The sequence below is a fragment of the Arthrobacter sp. NA-172 genome (assembly GCF_043952055.1).
In the GTDB taxonomy this organism is placed as follows: domain Bacteria; phylum Actinomycetota; class Actinomycetes; order Actinomycetales; family Micrococcaceae; genus Arthrobacter.
The window spans coordinates 2,295,381-2,312,592 of the sequence record NZ_JBINOT010000001.1; the positions used below are offsets into that span (position 1 = coordinate 2,295,381).

Below are 17,212 nucleotides of genomic sequence, written 5' to 3' on the forward strand. Positions count from 1 at the left end.
GTTCGCGCTTCCGCTTTCTCGCGCTCGTGGTTAGACCCCGACGACGGCGCCGGCCGCCTTCTCCTTGAACGGCACCAGCGGGACCGGAACCAGCGCTTGGAGTTCTTCGAAGGTGCAGCCGAACGTCTCACGCACGGTCACGCCGTCGGGCCCTGTCAGGAAAACGGCCTTGTCCGTGTACACGCGGGTCACGCAGCCAACGCCTGTCAGCGGGTAGCTGCAGTGCTCAACCAGTTTGGACACGCCGTCGCGGGTTAGCAGCGTCATCATGACGAACACGTCCTTGGCGCCGGTGGCGAGGTCCATCGCGCCACCGACGGCCGGAATGGCGTCCGGTGCCCCGGTGTGCCAATTGGCGAGATCGCCCGTGGCGGACACCTGGAAAGCGCCGAGCACACAGATGTCCAAATGGCCACCGCGCATGATCGCAAAGGAATCGCCGTGGTGAAAATACGAGGCTCCAGGGAGCTCTGTGACGGGAATCTTGCCAGCGTTGATGAGGTCGCCGTCGATCCCGTCCCCTTGAGCCTCCGGCCCCATACCGAGCATCCCGTTCTCCGTGTGCAGCGTGATGTTTTGCTCTTCGGTGAGGTAGTTGGAGACGAGCGTGGGCTGGCCGATGCCCAGGTTCACGAAGGAGCCGGGGGCGATGTCGCGGGCCACCAGGGCGGCGAGCTCGTCGCGGCCGAGCGGCGTCGCCGAGGTTTGGAGCGAGCGTGTCTGGATGCTCATGTCAGGCCACCTGCTCTGTCTTGCCGACCGTGCCGGCCACGCGGACGATGCTGTTGACGTAAATTCCGGGAGTGATCACGTTCTCCGGGTCCAACGCGCCCGTCGGGACGATCTCAGACACCTGGACAATCGTGTGCTTGGCTGCCGCCGCCATGATGGGACCGAAGTTCCGGGCCGTCTTGCGGTACACAAGGTTGCCCTTGCCGTCGGCCTTGAGCGCCTTGATGAGAGCGACGTCGGCGTGGATCGGCGTCTCGAAGACCTGCCCGCGGCCGTCGATGATGCGGGTTTCCTTGCCCTCGGCCAGCATGGTCCCGTAGCCGGTGGGGGTGAAGAAGCCGCCGATGCCTGCCCCGGCAGCACGGATGCGCTCGGCGAGGTTGCCCTGCGGAACGAGTTCCAGCTCGATTTGCCCGGCCTTGTACTTAGCATCGAAGTGCCAGGAATCGGACTGTCGCGGGAAGGAACAGATCATTTTGCGGACCCGCCCTTCCTTGATGAGCAGCGCCAGGCCCTGATCGCCCTGCCCTGCGTTGTTGTTCACCACGGTGAGGCCGGTGGCACCGGAGTCGAGCAGCGCGTCAATGAGTTCGAACGGCTGGCCAGCATTGCCGAATCCGCCGATCATGACGGTGGAACCGTCCTTGATGCCGGCAACAGCCTCGCCGACAGTGTCAATGAATGTCAGCATGTCCTTCAGGCTCCCTTCCCGGCTACGCCGGAAGTCACGTTTTCCAGCACCACAGCCAGGCCCTGCCCGACGCCGATGCAGATCGCTGCAACACCCCAGCGCTGGCCGGAGGCCTCCAGGCTGCGGGCCAAGGTACCCAGGATCCGGGTGCCCGAAGCGCCCAGCGGGTGGCCCATCGCGAGTGCTCCGCCGTGGCGGTTCACGATGGAAGGGTCGATCCCCCACGCGTCGATGCAGGCCAGGGACTGCGCCGCGAAGGCCTCGTTGAGTTCGACGGCGCCCACCTGGTCCCAGCCGATGCCCGCCTTCGCGAGCGCTTTGTTCGCAGCCTCTACCGGCGCGTAGCCAAAGAACTGGGGGTCGTTGCCGTGCGCACCTCGGCCGGCGATACGTGCCAGCGGCTCCAGCCCGAGCAGCCCGGCGGCGCTTTCGCTGCCGATCCAGGCCGCGGAGGCGCCGTCGGACAGCGGGGAGGCGTTGCCGGCGGTGACGGTCCCACCTGTTGTCTTACCTGCGGCGGCGTCAGCCGATTCCGGGCGGAACACGGTCTTGAGCCCGGCGAGCTTCTCCGCCGTCGAACCCGCGCGGATGCCTTCGTCCCGGACCAGATCCGTGCCCGGCACCTGGGTCACCAACTGATCGTAGAAGCCCTCGTCCCACGCCGCGGCGGCGAGGTTGTGCGAGGCCGCGGCGAAGTCATCCTGGCGTTCGCGGGTGATCCCATACTTCTCACGGAGCCGCTCGGTTGCCTCGCCCAGGGAAATAGTCCAGTCCTTGTTCATGGCCGGGTTGACCAGCCGCCAACCCAAGGTGGTTGAGGCCAACGTCATGTCCCCGGCGGGGTAGGGCTTCGAGGTCTTGGGCAGCACCCAGGGGGCGCGGCTCATGGATTCGGCGCCGCCCACCAGCATGAGCTCGGCGTCGCCGGCGTTAATCTGGCGTGACGCGATAATCGCGGCATCCAGGGAGGAACCGCACAGGCGGTTGACCGTGGTACCAGGGATCGACGTCGGGAGCCCGGCCAGGAGGGTGGCCATACGGGCAATGTTGCGATTCTCCTCGCCGGCCCCGTTGGCGTTGCCGAACACCACCTCGTCGATACGTTCGACGTCGAGGGCCGGGGCACGCTTGACGGATTCGCGGACCACGTGGGCAGCGAGGTCATCCGGACGGACACCAGCGAGGCCCGAGCCGAATTTTCCGAAAGGTGTGCGCACGGCGTCGTACACATACGCCTGGTTCATGCTTTGTCCATTTCTGCTGTGTCAATTTCTGCAAAGACCTGTTGTGCGGTCTTGAATGCGGTGTTGGCGGAGGGGACTCCGCAGTAGATGGCGGTCTGCAGCAGGATTTCCTTGATTTCGTCCCTGCTCAGGCCGTTGGTGATGGCTGCGCGGATGTGCATGGCCAGTTCTTCCCAATGCCCATGCGCCACCATGGCTGTGATGGTGACGGCCGAGCGCATGCGCCGGTCCAGTCCGGGCCGCGTCCAGATCCCACCCCAGGCGATCCGGGTGATCATGTCCTGGAAGTCGCCGGTGAATTCGTCCTTCTTGGCGTTGGCGCGGTCCACGTGCACGTTGCCGAGCACTTCGCGGCGGGCCACCATGCCGGCGTCGTAGATTTCCTGCGAGGTCGCGTCGGGCTGAACGGCTCCGTTGCGCTCGTGACCGGTGGAGGGGCTCATTTCCCAGCCTCTTCCATGAATGTCCGCATAATGTCGGCGACGACGGCGGGCGCCTCAGCGGGCGCCAGGTGCCCGACGCCGTCGAGCGCTATAGCGATAGCGATACCGCCGGCTGTGTTGGATCTGGAGTTGATGCCGTCCGCAATTTCTTCAGCGAACGACGGCGGCGCAACAGTGTCCTCGACGCCCGCGAGCGCCTGCGTGGGGACGGTGATGCTGCCCAGTTCGGCGCGCACGTCGAATCCTGCGAGGGCCTCGCAGCAGAAGGCATAACTGAAGGGATCGGCGTCGCGCAGGGAGTGCAGGAGCCGGCTGCTGAACACCGGTTGGCGATCCATGAAACCGGGAGCGAACCAGCGCGCCGCCGATCCCTGGATCATCACGGCCGTACCTTGGGCACGAACGGTCTTGGCGCGTTCCAGCCATCCTTCGGGGGTGCCGATCTTCGCTCCGGTGCACTGCACGGACAGGCTCTTGAGTCGCTCGCCATGCTTGATGCCTAGTTGCAGCCCGATCGCACCGCCAGGGAGACCCCGGCGTAATGGAAAACCGTACCGGGCGCGATCGAATCCACCAGATCCACCAGCGCGTCGGCAAGTTCGGCCACGTTGAACGATTCCAAGGCCGCGGGCGAGACCCCGTGGCCGGGAAGGTCCCAGCCGATGACGTCGTAGCCGGCGCCGAGTAGGGCCGCCGCCTCGGTCCAAAGCACGGTGGACGTTCCGAGCGAGGTCCCCACCACCAGGAGCGGCTTCTCCCCTAGGGTGCGCTGCGGGGACAGCAGCACGGCGTTGATGTTGGGCTTAGCCATGTTCGGCTCCCTTCGGCTGGGTTTTGGAGAACTCCGGATACGCGGCCAGGATGCGGCGGCTGATTTCCGCCGCTTGGCCCACGTAGTTCGCGGGGTCCAGGAGGGCAGCGAGTTCGGCGTCAGAGAGCTTGCTAGCTGGCACGGCCTCGCGAAGAAGCTTGGCGTGGATACGGGCTTGCTCCGCTGCCGGTGTTTGGAGGGTTTCGTCGACGACGGCTTGCAGCCGCTGCTTGCCCTCAGTTCCAGGAGCGGCGCAACTGCGGACGCCACAGCTTCACTGAGCAGCAACGGCCCGGAGATTTCCAGGTTGCGGCGCATCGCCTCGGGGAAGACCCGGAGTCCTTCGACGAGCTCGCGGAGCTGGGTAGCCGCGCCGAGGCTCAGTCGGAGCAACTGCCGCAAGGCAGGCCATTCGCTGTGCCAGGCGCCGTCCGGGCGTTCGTCGTTGAAGTTGGCCGCTGCCAAGTGCAACTGGGCGGCCAGCCCGGGAACCCTGGAGGGCAGCGCTTCGGATCAGTACGGACAAGACCGGGTTCTGCTTTTGCGGCATGGCCGAGGAGACTCCGCGGCCCGCGGCAAGTGGCTCGCCCAGCTCGGCGACCTCCGGCCTGCTCAGGAACAGCAGATCCGAGGCAATTTTGCCGAGGGAATCCGTCAAGGCGGCCAAACCGTCCCCGAGCCCAGTGACCGCCAGGCGGTTGGTGTGCCACGGAGCAGGCGCGGGAACCAGGCCCAACTTCACGGCCAAGCCATCAGCCAGCGCAAACGGGTCGGCGGAGGATCCGGAAGTGAGCACGGTACCGGCTGCCAAGGTGCCACCGGCGCCACCGAACTGCACCGGCAATTCGAGCGACTCCAGACGACGGGCCGCGGCAGCCACTCCGTGGAACCACTGGGCCGCCTTGAGCCCGAACGTGAAAGGCAGCGCGTGCTGGGTCAGGCTCCTGCCGACGCACAGCGTATCCGCATGCTCCACAGCGAGGCCGGCGAGCGCCGTCGTCGTGCCCTTTACTTCGGTGCGGAGTGCGGAGACGACCCGGGCGGCGAGTAGCATCAGGGCCGAATCCAGGACATCCTGGCTGGTCAGCGAGGTGTGCACGGCGGCAAGCGCGCTAGCGTCGAGCCCCTTGACCTTGGCCCGGAGATCGGTCAGCAGCGGGATGACCGGGTTCGCGCCACCTTGTGCGCGTTGGGCCAAAGACGCGGCGTCATACAAACTCGGATCGGCGGCCCGGGCAACGACGGCGGCAGAACCGGCAGGTGCCAGCCCGGCATCTTCCAGCACGGACGCCCAGGCGGCCTCGACGTCGAGGATGGCCGCGATGACCGCACGGTCACCCGTCAGCGCCACCACGGCGGGCGACGCCGAAACCGGGCTGAGCAGCCCGAAATCGCCGTCGCCACTCATAGGGAGGCGCCGTTGACTTGGGAGGCGCCTTCGAAGCGCTCAAATTCGAGAAAAACAGTCTCGTTCTCGCCCTGGAGGCGCAGGTCCCACGTGAGGCCGCCATCCGCATCGCGGCGTGCGATCAGGGTACGGCGGCGCTCGGGATCAAGGGAGCTGAGCAACGGATCAGCGGCCAGCGATTCCTCGTTTTCCGGCAGGTAGACGCGGGTGAACAGGCGGTTCATGAGGCCGCGGGCAAAGACCACCACTGAGATGAACGGAGCGGCTCCCACTTCAGTTGGTCCCGGGTTGACCGTGGTGAAGGTGAAGACGCCGGAGTTTCCTACCGCGGCGCGGCCCCAACCGGTGAAGGTGTAGCCGTCGCGGACCAAGGAGCCGGTGCGCTGGACTACGTTGCCTTCGGAGTCGGGCTGCCAGATCTCGAGGATGGCGTCCGGAATCGGCTCTCCGGCGCCGTCGTACACAGTGCCCTGAAGGCGGATGCTCCCGGCGCTGCCCGGGGCGAGGAGCTCGTTGTCCTTGTTAAAAGGAAGGGCGTAGCCGTAGAACGGGCCAACAGTCTGGCCAGGGGTGGGTGTCAGCTTGCTCACGTTCTACTCCTCATCCCCGGCGTCGCCAAAGGCTTCATTTTCGGTCCAGGTCCGCTTCGAGCCGCTCAGGACAATGTCCCAGTTGTAGCCGAGGGACCACTCGGGGCTCGTCAGCTCGTGGTCGTAGTTTGCCACCAAACGGTCGCGGGCATCCTGGTCCACAATCGACTGGTAGATGGGGTCCAGGGGGAACAGCTGGTCACCCGGGAAGTACATCTGGGTGATGATGCGCTGCGTGAAGTCCGTGCCGAACAGCGAGAAGTGGATGTGCGCCGGCCGCCATGCGTTGAGGTGGTTCTTCCACGGGTAGGCGCCGGGCTTGATGGTGGTGAAGCGGTAGGCGCCGTCCGGTCCGGTGATGCAGCGTCCGACGCCGGTGAAGTTCGGATCCAGGGGGGCCGGGTGTTGGTCCCGCTTGTGGATGTAGCGGCCGGAGGCGTTGGCCTGCCAGATCTCCACCAGCTGGCCGGTCACCGGGCGGCCGTCGCCGTCGAGCACTTTGCCCTGCACGATGATCCGCTCGCCTTGGGGTTCGCCGTTGTGCTGGATGGTGAGGTCCGACTCCAACGCGTGCACGTCCTGGTGCCCGAACGCCGGCGAGTACAGCTCGATGGTCTCAGGGTCCGCATGGTGCAGGCTCTTGGTGGGGTGGCGGAGGATGCTGCTGCGGTACGGCGCGAAGTCCAAGCGGGGCTGGGTCTCCGGCGCCGCGCCGTCCTTGAACGCCCGGGCGTACGCGTCGCCGATCGCCCTGATCTCAGCGCTGAGATCCGCCTGGGTTTCGACTTTGGCGCCCGACGGCGCGTGGGCCGCATGCGGTTCGGCCGCCTGTACCAGCTCGTCGTCTTGGTGGTGCCCGGCATTTGCGTCTAGCAGCACGGCCGGCTCCTTTCGGGTGGTTGCTTCTGTTATCAAGTGATCTTGCTTAGTTACGGTGGGCGTGCAGTGAGTCGTACTGGACGGCGTGCCGCACCGGGGCATTGGGGGCGCCGTAGCCGTCATAGCTGCCGCGGCGTTCCACCATTTCGAAGAACACGCTGCCCACGGTGGCGGTGTAGAAGTGCAGGAAGTCGCCGTTGGCATCCCTGTCGTAGAGAAGGTTCAGTTCTTTGAGGGTCGCAAGGAACGCAGGCTCCAAGGCGAAGCGGGCGTCCAGATCCTCGTAGTAGTTGGCCGGGATCCGGAGGAATTCCAGCCCGCGCGCCTGCGCCGCCCGGGCAGCGCCCACGAGGTCATCCACAGCGAAGGCGATGTGTTCCTGGTAGGTCTTGCGGCCACCGTTGCCCTGCTGGATGACAGGAGCAAGGTTCAGGACCAGGCGCACGGCACGGTCGCTGGTTTGCATCACCTGCGAACGCACCAACCCGCTGGGGCTCGCCACCTCGGCGAACGGCTGCGGTTCCAGCGCCAGGGCACTCGTATAGAAGAGCACGGCTTCGTCGAAGTGCTGCCATGGCTGGGCCAGGTTCACGTGATCGATGACCGCACTCAGGGAGGCACCGGCACGCTCCAAACCCTGTCCGAATTCACCAGTCCAGGCCGCGGTGCCGTCCGGGTTTCCTTGGCACAGGAAGATCTCGGTGGAATCCGGGGCGGCGATGCCTTGGAACACTTCCTCGTCCGCCTGGACCTTACGCGGCACCACAGGAGCCTTGAGTTGCTGGGCGCGGGCCGAGGCAATCACGGGAGAATCGACGTCGAACCCCAGCGCCGCGATAGCGGGTTCACTGTGCAACGGCGCCTGTTCGTTGATGATGACGCGTGCGTGGCCCATGGACCACAACTGCACGTCCTTGGTGCGGTGCCGGCCGTCGAATTCGAAGCCGAGCTGGCCCAAAAGTGTCTCGAGCTGCGCGGGACTGTCGGTCTTGACCTCGGCGAAGTTGAACCCGGCCGGTTCGGCAACCTTGGGCAGCGTGGCCAGTTCCATGGGATAACGACGGCGGCCGGCAGCTTTCGCGGACACCTCGCCGTCGGTGGTTGCGGGGGACATGTCCAGCCATTTGGCGCTCTGTTCCTCAAGCCAGATCAGGGATCGCATGGCGTCGACGGCGGTCCGATCCACATCCGACTGGCGGAAGACGTCGTTGAAGACCTCCAGCGAGACCGGACCGGAGTAGCCGGCGCGGGCAACGTGGCCCATGAACTTGGCCAACTCGAATTGTCCTTCGCCCGGGAATACGCGGTAGTGCCGGCTCCAGGAAAGCACATCCATGGAGAGTTTCGGGGCGTCGGCCACTTGGACGAAGAAGATCTTCTCGGGCTTGATGGACTCGATGGGAGCCGTATCCCAGTCGCGCGAAAGGATGTGGAAGGAGTCCAGGCACGTCCCTAGGTTGGGGTGGTCCACGGCGTCCACCAAGCGGTGCGCGTGCTCGTAGTCGTTGACGTATTTGCCCAGGCCAGGGCCTCGTAGGCGACTTTGACGCCATGGTCTCCGGCCAACCCGGCCAGGCGGGCGAGCTGCTCAATCCGGAGGTCGTCGTCGTCGATCGTGGCAGTTCCCACATTGGTGCACACCAGGATGGTGTCCATGCCGAGGCGGGACATGAGCTTGAACTTGGCGTCAGCCCGGCGCAGGTTTTCCTGCAGGATATCTTCGGAGACGCTATCGAAATCGCGGAACGGCTGGTACAGGTCCAGGCCGAGTCCGAGGTCCGCGGCCATCTTCCGAACGTCCTCCGGGCTCAGCGGGGAGGTGACGAGGTCTTGTTCGAAGATCTCGATGCCGTCGAAACCCGCGATGGCGCAGGCCTGCATCTTTTCCTTGAGCGTGCCGGAGAGGCAAACGGTAGCGATTCCCGTGCGCATCAGTGCCCCGCCCCGGCGAGGGCCGTTTCAACCTTGGCTTCTTCGGCTTTGGTTTCTTCGGTTCGGATGAGGTCCAGGAAGTGCGCGCGCATCCGGTCGGGATCGGCGTCGCGGCCGGTGAAGATGCGGAAAGCGTCGGCGGCTTGGCCCACCGCCATGCGTCCGCCGTCGAGCACTTGGCAACCTTTGGCGCGGGACTCAAGGACAAGTTGGGTCTCGATCGGGCGGTAGACGATGTCAGCTACCCAGTGCCGGGGTTCCACGAGGGACATGTCCAGTGGGAGGCCTGGATGCGCGGCCATGCCCACCGGCGTACAGTGCACCAGACCGTCGGCCAGCGGCATCAGTTGCGGCAGCTCCGCCGTCGTGCGCGCTGTGACGGTGCTGCCCGGGAACAGCCCTGCGAGTTCCGCCGCCCGTTCGGCGCAACGGGCGGGGTCCACGTCCACAAGATCAAGCGTCTTCACACCCGCCGAGAGCAAGGCGTACGCGACGGCGGAGCCGGCACCACCGGCACCGAGCTGAACGACGCGCTCCAGGCCGGCGTCGGGAAGGCCGCTGGCCAAAGCGGAACCAAAGCCTGAGAAGTCCGTGTTGTGGCCGAAGAAACGGCCGCCCTGGATCAGCACGGTGTTCACGGCGCCGAGCCTCCGGGCATCCTCGGAAACCTCGTCCAGGAACGGCAGAACCAGCTGCTTGCACGGATGAGTGATGTTGAGCCCGTTGTAACCGAGCCGGGAGGCTGCGGTCAGGAGATCGCCGACGGCGGAGCCGGGCAGAGAGAGCTCCAACAGGTCGATGGGCCGGTACAGGTAGCGCAACCCCTGCACGTCGGCCTCCTTCTCATGCATGGGCGGCGTCAGCGAAGGCGTGACGCCCTCGCCAATAAGGCCCACCAGGAAGGATTCGGCTCGGTTGCTCATGCTCATTGCTCCTTTGACAACTGCACCCGTGGATAGGCTCTCCTGGATTCCTTGGGGACGTCCAGAACCTGCTGCTCCGCCGGGCGGTATGAATCAGACTACACAAAGTGTTCACATATTGCACTAATGTTCTTATCGCGAACATAAGTGATTGCCGTGAGGGCTGTTAGCGCTGCGGCAGGCGGTCCGCGAGCTCGGCCGCCGCGCTCCGCAGCAAGGGCACGACGGCGACAAGCTGCTCCACCGTCATCCGAAAGACGGGGACTGCGGTGGCAAGGGAGGCGAAGGCTACCCCCTGGGCATTCAGCACGGGGACGGCGACGGCGCGCATGCCCACCTCATTTTCCTCATCCATGACCGCATAGCCTTGGCGCCGGACCTTCTCGATTTCCAGGCGGAAGGCATCGCGATCGGTGAGTGAGAACTCCGTGAGCGGCTCCAACTCGAGCTCTTCCACGAGGACCTGCCGCTCGTCGTCGTCCGCAAAAGCAACTAGCGCTTTGCCCACGGCAGTAGTGTGCAGCATTCCGAGGTACCCCGGATCACTCGTGACCCGGAACATTTGGGGTCCGTCCACCTTGTTGACCGTGAGGTGGTGATGACCGTCCCGGACCGCAAGGATAGTGGCCTCGCCGGTGCCCTCCGTGACCCGCTGCAGGATGGGCCGCGCAGTCCCCGCGAAGCCGTGATGGTTGGACACACGCTGCCCCAACTGGAAGACACGGAGGCCCAAGTGGTAGCGGCGGCCATCCGCCTCATAGTCCACAAACCCGTCGCGGGTCAGGGACCCGAGCAAACGGTAAACGGTGCTGAAGGGCAGGTCTGCCTGGCGGGCAAGCTCGGAAGCGCTGGCTCCCTTCGGTTCATTACCCAGCAATACAAGTAGGCCAAGGGCCTTGCCGATCATGTCGGTTTTTGTGTCTTCCTTCACATCCATAGGTAAAGATTGCCACATCGTGAGAGCTATATCTAGATGGTGAGTAAAACTGTTGACAAGTGACTACGCTCACAGCCATCATTGCTGTATCGCACAAGTAGCTCTCATAATGTGGCTACAGAGCGAGGCTGCCGTCGGACCCACATCAGTGTTCAGGCACGCACATTTCAGCCAGATGCGACATCGCCGTCACACAAAGGAACACCATGAGTCACACCATCCCGTCTACGACGCCGGGCACCGCCACGGCGGGTACGCCGAAGAAGGCAGCCCTCGCCAGCTTCCTCGGTAGCGCCGTCGAGTACTACGACTTCTTCATCTTCGGTTCGGCCGCGGCCTTGATCTTCCCGCACGTCTTCTTCCCCAGCGCCGACGCCAACGCAGCCATCATGTCCTTCGCGACATTTGGTTTCGCTTACGTGGCCAGGCCCATCGGTGCCATCATCCTGGGGCACTTCGGTGACCGTATCGGCCGCCAACGCGTGCTGATGTTCACGCTGGTGCTCATGGGGGCTGCCACGTTCATCATCGGCTGCCTCCCCGATTTCAAGACGGTCGGCTGGTGGGCTCCCGCCCTGCTGGTCTTTGCCCGCCTCTGCCAAGGACTCTCGGCCGCCGGCGAGCAGGCCGGCGCCTCGTCCATGACGCTGGAGCACGCACCGGACAACCGCCGCTCCTTCTTCACATCGTGGACCCTCACGGGAACCCAGGGCGGCCAGATCCTCGCAGCATTGATCTTCATCCCCGTGGTCGCCCTGCCGGACGACGTCAAGTACGGCATCGGCTGGCGCATCCCGTTCTGGCTCAGCGCCGTCGTGGTTCTGGTGGCGTTCTTCATCCGCCGCACGCTGCACGAGCCGCCCGCATTCGAAGAGGCCAAGAAGAACAATGAGATCGCGAAGCTCCCGGTGGCCGACCTCCTCCGGCTGCACTGGCGCGACGTCCTGCGAGTTGTCTGCTGCGCCTTCATCTCCGCTGTGAGCACTGTTTTCGGCACCCTCGCCATCACCTACGCCAAGGACGTAGCCCACGTGAACAGCACCATCACCCTGTGGCTCGTGGTGGCGGCGAAGCCTGGTCGCCCTCGGCACCCAGCCGGTCTTCGGCAGGATGGCCGACCGAATCGGCCGCAAGCCCATCTTTATCTATGGTGCCGTAGCCAGCGCCATCATGACTCCCGTATTCCTTTTGACCCTTGAATCCGGAAACGTGCCGCTTATGTTCCTGGTGTCCGTGGTGTACTTCTCGCTCGGATACGCGGCTGCCAACGCTGTGTGGCCTTCCTTCTACGGCGAGATGTTCAGCACCAAGGTCCGCTTCTCCGGTTTGGCCATCGGCACGCAGCTTGGCTTCCTCATGGCAGGCTTCGCTCCGGCGATCGTGGCCACCATGGGCGGGACCAAAGCGGGCGGCTGGGTCCAGATCAGTATCTTCACCGGCGTCATCTGCATCATCGCGGCCGTCTCCGCGATGACTGCCCGGGAATCCTTTAGGACCCCGACGGCGGAGCTCGGCCTCAAGTAGCCCCTCCCTCGTACTACCCTTCCATTGCTCCACCAACAACGGCGCGAACTGGCAGCAAATGACCCCTAAAACGCACGCAAGGGTCATCATCTGCCAGTTCGCGCTTGCGTTTAACCCGGCCGAAACCACCCCGCAACATTGGTCCGCCACACTGGAATAGCCGGCAACCGCTGGCAGCTCCAGCCCGGGAGGCCACCATGTTGAAGGAAGTATCAACCCACCCCACACGAATCCGCGCCCTTGACCAACTGCACCGCGGCGACCAGATCGAAGCCCGCCTCTCCGTCGGACCTTCCTACGATGACGTGGTCATCCGCAGGGGAAGCGTCCAGGAAACGGCCCCGGGCATCGGCGTCGTCTGGATCATGGATCAGCTGACCGGCCAGCGCAAAGCCATCAATGCGGACGAATGCACCGTCTGGCGAGTGGCCTGATCCGGCCCCGAACCACTCAGCCGCCTGCCACGGACTGGATAATCAAAACCTCCTGGCCGGCCGCAACCTCAGTATCCAGACCTTTCAGACGCCGGACCTCCTCGCCATTCACGTAAATATTCACGTAGCGGCGGAGGGACCCGGTTTCATCCCGGAGCCTCCGGGCCAGCACCGGGTAGTTCCCGGTCACAGCATCAAGCAAGCTTTCAACGGTCACAGCTCCGTCGGCGGGCGCAGTCAGGTAGGACTGCCCGCCGGCGATGGGCTGGAGGACACTGGGCAAAACCACTGTGATGTCGGACAAGATCCGTCCTAAGCCGGCAGGCCGGCCACAGAGGCAGCGGCCAATTCGGATGCCAGACGCTCGGAGGCAGCCGCGGGGTTGCCGGAGACAACGGCTGCCCGGACGCAGAGTACATCAGGCAGATGCGAGGCAACTTCAATGAAGGACTCGCCCTCGTCTGCGCTGGCGTAGACCGAACCACCCCGTGTTCCGAAGTAGACCCCGGCAGGTTCAGCCGAATCCACCGCAGCCGCGTCACGGAGCACTGCGTTGTATTCGTGATCCGGAAGTCCCACGTCCAAGCGCTTCCAGGACCCACCGGCGTCGTCCGTCCGGTGCATGGCGAGCCTGCCGTCCGGCGGAATCCGCTCCCCATCAGCCTTGATCGGGACCACCCAGGCCGTACCTTCGCGGTGGGGGTGGGTGAGCATCACGAAGCCGAAATCGGCGGGAAGACCGTCGGCTATTGAAACCCAGTTCTCGCCATTGTCATCAGTGCGGTACACGCCGTGGTGGTTTTGCGCATACAAGCGGCCCTCGACGGCGGCATCCGCGGCGATCTTGTGTACGCACTGGCCGAACTCCGGATAGGGGTCCGGCATGAAGCGGGCGGTAATCCCCTTGTTGCGGGCCTCCCAGGAGGCTCCGCCGTCGAGCGATCGATACACGCCGCCGGTGCTCATGGCGACATGGACGTTCTCGCCAGTGGGGTTGACCACGATGGAGTGGGCTGCAGCGCCGCCATACCCTGCTCCCCATTCACTGCGGTGCGGGTGGTTCCACAAGCCCCGATTGAGTTCGAAGTGTTCACCGCCATCGGTGGACTTCCAGACGGAGATCGGTTCGCATCCGGCCCAAACGACGCCTGGCCGGGCATCGGAGTCGGGGTAGATCTGCCAGATCCTCTCCACTGCGGCCCCGGTGTCCTCGGGAAATTTGATGGCGCCCTCTTCGGGTTCGGTCCATGTGGCGCCCAGATCATCCGAGTGGGCAACGGTCGGACCCCAGTGCTCGGAGCGCACGCCCACCATGATCCTGGTGTTGTCCCCGCGGGTATCGATCCCGATGCTGGGGATCTCGCTCATGAGGAAGTGGGGGCCGGAAAGGGACCAATCCTTGCGGTCTGTGCTGCGTGCCAGCCACAGTCCCTTTTTGGTCCCGATCGCCAAAACATAACTCTCTGCGGTAGCCATGAAGCCCATGCAACCATCCCCGCGCAGGAGCCGCAACGGTTTTCTGAACCGGTCTAGGAAACCTGATCAGTCAACGAACTCGGACTGCGTCTCGATGAAGTCCCAGTCGGCGTCGGTCAACCCGTCGGCAAGGTCATCCAGGCGCGGACCGCCGACCGCCGCTATACGCTCCAGAACTTCCATTGGAAGCTCCGCGCAACGCAGGTTCTCCCGCAGCCATTCCTTGCTCTTAAGGTCAATGTCCAGCCACCACATGAAGATCTCCACGTGGACCACCCCTTCCTTTGCTAGTTAACGCTAGGCCTGCGCGGGGGGCTCTACAAGGGGCCGAGTTGACTCGTAAAAAACCTCCGCGAAGGGGCATACGTTGCCTCATAAGTATTTCTCCGGCTGGTTCGGGGTTGCCGGGCGGTTCGGGGTTGCCGGGCGGTTCGGGGTTGCCGGGCGGTTCGGGGTTGCCGGGCGGTTCGGGGTTGCCGGGCGGTTCGGGGTTGCCGGGCGGGCGGTCGCGGGTTACGCAGGGTGGATGGGACTGACGATGGCCGAACGCAAGGCCGTGACGAAGCAGCTGGCGAGGACCTACCGGGCCGGTGATCGGCTCCGGAAGGGCAGGATCCTGGACGAGCTGGTCGAGCTGACGGGCTGGCACCGGGACTATGCGCGGGCGGTGCTGCGGCATGCCCTTGATCCGCCCAGGCCGCGTCCGGTGCGGGCGGGCCGGGCTCCGGTGTACGGGGCGGATCTGCAGCCAGGTCTGGTGCAGTGCTGGGCGGTGCTGCGGGCGCCGGCCGGACGGCTGCTGGCGGCGGAGATGCCTGAACTTGTTCCGATGCTGCGGGACGAGGGAGCGCTGCAGGTCACGGATCCGCAGGCGGCCCTGCTGGCGCGGATGAGCGCGGCAACGATCGACAGGCGGCTGGCCGGGGAACGGTCCAAGCTGCTGCCCCGGGGGCGCTCCCACACCAAGCCCGGGTCCTTGCTGAAATCCCAGATCCCGATCCGGACCTGGGCGCAGTGGGATGATGCCGTGCCCGGGTTCGTGGAGATCGACCTGGTCGGCCATGAAGGGTCCAACAACTCCGGGCAGTTCTGCTTCACGCTGACCGTCACCGACATCGCCACGGGCTGGACGGTGAACCGGTCCGTGCCCAACCGGGCGCAGAAGCACGTCTTCGCTGCCCTGCAGCACGTCCTGTCGGTGTTTCCCTTTCCCGTGATCGGCATCGATTCGGACAACGGCAGCGAGTTCATCAACAACCATCTGTTCGATTTCTGCCTGGAACACCACATCACCTTCACCCGCTCCCGGTCCGGCAACAAGAACGACGGGGCCCACGTGGAGCAGAAGAACTGGGCCAGGGTCCGTGAACTCGTCGGCTACCTCCGCTACGACACCGCCGCGGAACTGGAGCTGCTGAACCAGGTCTGGGAACTGGACCGGATCTTCACCAACTACCTGCTGCCCCAGCAGAAGCTCATCGCCAAAATCCGCGTCGGAGCCAAGGTCACCAAGAAGCACGACGCTCCGGCAACCCCGCACAGACGCACGAAAGCCGACCCCAGGGTCTCACCTATGGCCGTGCTCCGCATGAACACCGAATACAAGAAGATCAGACCTGCCGCCCTGTCCCGGCAGATCCTGTCCCTCACGGGCCGGCTCGAAACCCTCGCCACGGCCAAGCAGCCCGCACCCGTGAAACCCCCCGTCAACGAGGACTGGAACCGCCGACCCAACCGGACATATTCAACTGAGGCGACGAATGCCCCTTCCCGGAGGTATTGACATGAGGTAACAGGGGGGCCGGACGGCGGGACGAATGCGGGCTCAGAAAAACTAAAGCGAAAGTAGTTATTCAGATTGGTAGCGGGGGGCCGTCAGGGCACGTAAGCTAATTGTCAGCAGGAACCCGAGAACCTGCTCCAAAGTCCGCTCCGGAGTGCGTATCCCCCAATAACGCACTCCGGAGCTCTTTGTTTAAGTACGGTTCTCGAGTGCCTCTGAGCGCCGCCGGAGCCCGGGGTTATAGGACAGAACGGAGTCCTATAGATGCTCGTTATTTGCGATCTCCTCAACCCAGTCGATGATCTCGTCTGGATAGAACAGACCCGGTTGGCTGTCATCCTCGCCCGTCTGTTTCACCGCTACAGGCCCCCCTGCGGCGGCGACCTCAGCCGCCAGCCTCTCGGGCACGGCATCACCATTGTTGGCGACCAGCCAGTCTCGCGTTGCCGGCTGAAGTTTTGACCACCACTGCTCGTTACCCATGACTAAAGTCTGCGATCGCGGGCGCGGAACGGAAGCCCAGGACCCAAACTGGCCGACGCCGGTCGTCTTTGGACGCCATCGGACTGCTGGAGTAAGCCGTCCTCGCCGGGTATGAACCACTCCGCTGCGATGTCCGCGCCACTTAGCAATGCGGTTCACAGCTCGCGGTTCACCGCTCGGCGACGTACCAGGCATCCTAGCCGTGCAGGAGCACTTGGTAGAGGTTGTGGTCCTGCCATTTCCCGGCAATCTGAAGGTATCGCGGCGCCATGCCGATCTGCTCGAATCCGGCCTTCATTAGCACCCGTTGCGAACCAACATTGTGCAGGAGAGTGGCCGCCTCGATGCGGTGCAGTCCGAGTTTGTCGCGCGCGGTTTCGACGATGAGCCGGACCGCCGCTGATGCAAAGCCGCGGCCCGCGTACGCGCTATCGACCCAGTAACCCAGCCCACCGCTTTGGAAAGGGCCGCGGACGATTCCGGCCAAGTTGAATCGTCCAACGAGGGCATCGCCAGCAAACAAGGCAAACAGATACCCCTCGCCCGCTTCATTCGCAACGAGTCGCTTGGCAATGTCGGCAGCCTGCCACGCCTCGGTGTAGTAGTCCTCGGGGCGCAATGGCTCCCAGAGGGAGAGGTACGCACGGTTGCGCACATACGCAGCGGCAAGCGCGGCGGCATCGCTCTGGCGCAGTACACGCATGCTGACGTCTTCACTTAGTTTGCGCGATTCAAACACCAGCCAACACTAGTCGCGATCTTCGTTTTCCCGAGGGATCCCCGGCGGAAGGCTCCGCACCACGCCAACCGAAAGTGAGGTGCCCAGCTGAGCCGCCCGCCGTCGTCGAGCCCTTCCTGACCTTCTTTGAAGGCCAGAGCCGCCCAACGCGCCGTCCGACTGGCGTGTCGGGGAGTATTTGGA

15 protein-coding genes and 4 pseudogenes are annotated in these 17,212 nt (G+C 64.6%); 3 read left to right on the forward strand and 16 right to left on the reverse strand.

What is annotated here, in order from left to right; genetic code table 11:
* Positions 1 to 30 precede the first annotated feature (30 nt).
* The 11 genes and pseudogenes from ACF0H6_RS11355 to ACF0H6_RS11405 all read right to left on the reverse strand — a co-directional run bounded on the left by ACF0H6_RS11355 (position 31) and on the right by ACF0H6_RS11405 (position 10,590).
* On the reverse strand, positions 31 to 732 hold the full coding sequence (locus ACF0H6_RS11355; RefSeq protein ID WP_395249685.1) for a 3-oxoacid CoA-transferase subunit B: 702 nt from the start codon (positions 730 to 732) through the stop codon (positions 31 to 33).
* 1 nt (position 733) lies between these two features.
* Positions 734 to 1,423 carry a 3-oxoacid CoA-transferase subunit A gene (locus ACF0H6_RS11360; RefSeq protein ID WP_395249686.1) on the reverse strand — a complete coding sequence of 230 codons (690 nt, stop codon included), beginning with the start codon at positions 1,421 to 1,423 and terminating at the stop codon, positions 734 to 736.
* 5 nt (positions 1,424 to 1,428) lie between these two features.
* Positions 1,429 to 2,667 carry a thiolase family protein gene (locus ACF0H6_RS11365; RefSeq protein ID WP_395249687.1) on the reverse strand — a complete coding sequence of 413 codons (1,239 nt, stop codon included), beginning with the start codon at positions 2,665 to 2,667 and terminating at the stop codon, positions 1,429 to 1,431.
* A complete protein-coding gene (pcaC, locus tag ACF0H6_RS11370) occupies positions 2,664 to 3,110 on the reverse strand; it encodes a 4-carboxymuconolactone decarboxylase (protein ID WP_395249688.1) in 447 nt (148 codons plus the stop codon). Before pcaC ends, ACF0H6_RS11365 begins: the two co-directional genes overlap by 4 nt.
* A pseudogene (locus ACF0H6_RS11375) lies at positions 3,107 to 3,921 on the reverse strand (alpha/beta fold hydrolase). Before ACF0H6_RS11375 ends, pcaC begins: the two are co-directional and overlap by 4 nt.
* Positions 3,914 to 5,329 (reverse strand): annotated as a pseudogene (locus ACF0H6_RS11380) (lyase family protein). Before ACF0H6_RS11380 ends, ACF0H6_RS11375 begins: the two co-directional pseudogenes overlap by 8 nt.
* Positions 5,326 to 5,919, reverse strand: coding sequence for a protocatechuate 3,4-dioxygenase subunit alpha (gene pcaG, locus ACF0H6_RS11385; protein ID WP_395249689.1), 594 nt, complete (start codon positions 5,917 to 5,919; stop codon positions 5,326 to 5,328). The pseudogene ACF0H6_RS11380 and the gene pcaG overlap by 4 nt, the downstream one beginning before the upstream one ends.
* Positions 5,920 to 5,922: 3 nt before the next feature.
* Positions 5,923 to 6,795 carry a protocatechuate 3,4-dioxygenase subunit beta gene (gene pcaH, locus ACF0H6_RS11390; RefSeq protein ID WP_395249937.1) on the reverse strand — a complete coding sequence of 291 codons (873 nt, stop codon included), beginning with the start codon at positions 6,793 to 6,795 and terminating at the stop codon, positions 5,923 to 5,925.
* 49 nt (positions 6,796 to 6,844) lie between these two features.
* Positions 6,845 to 8,730: pseudogene (locus tag ACF0H6_RS11395) on the reverse strand (TIM barrel protein).
* Positions 8,730 to 9,653, reverse strand: coding sequence for a shikimate dehydrogenase (locus ACF0H6_RS11400; RefSeq protein WP_395249690.1), 924 nt, complete (start codon positions 9,651 to 9,653; stop codon positions 8,730 to 8,732). The pseudogene ACF0H6_RS11395 and the gene ACF0H6_RS11400 overlap by 1 nt, the downstream one beginning before the upstream one ends.
* 166 nt (positions 9,654 to 9,819) lie before the next feature.
* Complete coding sequence (locus tag ACF0H6_RS11405) at positions 9,820 to 10,590, reverse strand: IclR family transcriptional regulator (protein WP_395249691.1); 771 nt, start codon at positions 10,588 to 10,590, stop codon at positions 9,820 to 9,822.
* Positions 10,591 to 10,796: 206 nt separating this feature from the next.
* Here ACF0H6_RS11405 and ACF0H6_RS11410 point away from each other — a divergent pair.
* Both ACF0H6_RS11410 and ACF0H6_RS11415 read left to right on the forward strand, forming a co-directional pair.
* Positions 10,797 to 12,114: pseudogene (locus ACF0H6_RS11410) on the forward strand (MFS transporter).
* 197 nt (positions 12,115 to 12,311) lie between these two features.
* Complete coding sequence (locus ACF0H6_RS11415) at positions 12,312 to 12,548, forward strand: hypothetical protein (protein ID WP_395249692.1); 237 nt, start codon at positions 12,312 to 12,314, stop codon at positions 12,546 to 12,548.
* 16 nt (positions 12,549 to 12,564) lie between these two features.
* Here the strand turns inward: ACF0H6_RS11415 and ACF0H6_RS11420 are convergent, their stop codons facing one another.
* The 3 genes from ACF0H6_RS11420 to ACF0H6_RS11430 are packed head-to-tail and all read right to left on the reverse strand — an operon-like array spanning position 12,565 to position 14,291.
* Positions 12,565 to 12,852: a MoaD/ThiS family protein gene (locus ACF0H6_RS11420; protein ID WP_395249693.1), complete on the reverse strand. Its 288-nt coding sequence runs from the start codon at positions 12,850 to 12,852 to the stop codon at positions 12,565 to 12,567.
* Between the two features lie 8 nt (positions 12,853 to 12,860).
* Complete coding sequence (locus ACF0H6_RS11425) at positions 12,861 to 14,033, reverse strand: WD40/YVTN/BNR-like repeat-containing protein (protein ID WP_395249694.1); 1,173 nt, start codon at positions 14,031 to 14,033, stop codon at positions 12,861 to 12,863.
* A 57-nt stretch (positions 14,034 to 14,090) separates the two neighbouring features.
* Entirely contained in the window at positions 14,091 to 14,291 is a 201-nt protein-coding gene (locus tag ACF0H6_RS11430; RefSeq protein WP_395249938.1) for a hypothetical protein, read from the reverse strand.
* Positions 14,292 to 14,391: 100 nt separating this feature from the next.
* Between ACF0H6_RS11430 and ACF0H6_RS11435 the strand changes: the two genes are divergently transcribed.
* Complete coding sequence (locus ACF0H6_RS11435; RefSeq protein WP_395249695.1) at positions 14,392 to 15,807, forward strand: transposase family protein; 1,416 nt, start codon at positions 14,392 to 14,394, stop codon at positions 15,805 to 15,807.
* Positions 15,808 to 16,065: 258 nt separating this feature from the next.
* Here ACF0H6_RS11435 and ACF0H6_RS11440 read toward each other — a convergent pair whose 3' ends face one another.
* Positions 16,066 to 16,290, reverse strand: coding sequence for a hypothetical protein (locus ACF0H6_RS11440; RefSeq protein WP_395249696.1), 225 nt, complete (start codon positions 16,288 to 16,290; stop codon positions 16,066 to 16,068).
* 196 nt (positions 16,291 to 16,486) lie between these two features.
* Positions 16,487 to 17,029, reverse strand: coding sequence for a GNAT family N-acetyltransferase (locus tag ACF0H6_RS11445; protein WP_395249697.1), 543 nt, complete (start codon positions 17,027 to 17,029; stop codon positions 16,487 to 16,489).
* Between the last annotated feature and the right edge of the window lie 183 nt (positions 17,030 to 17,212).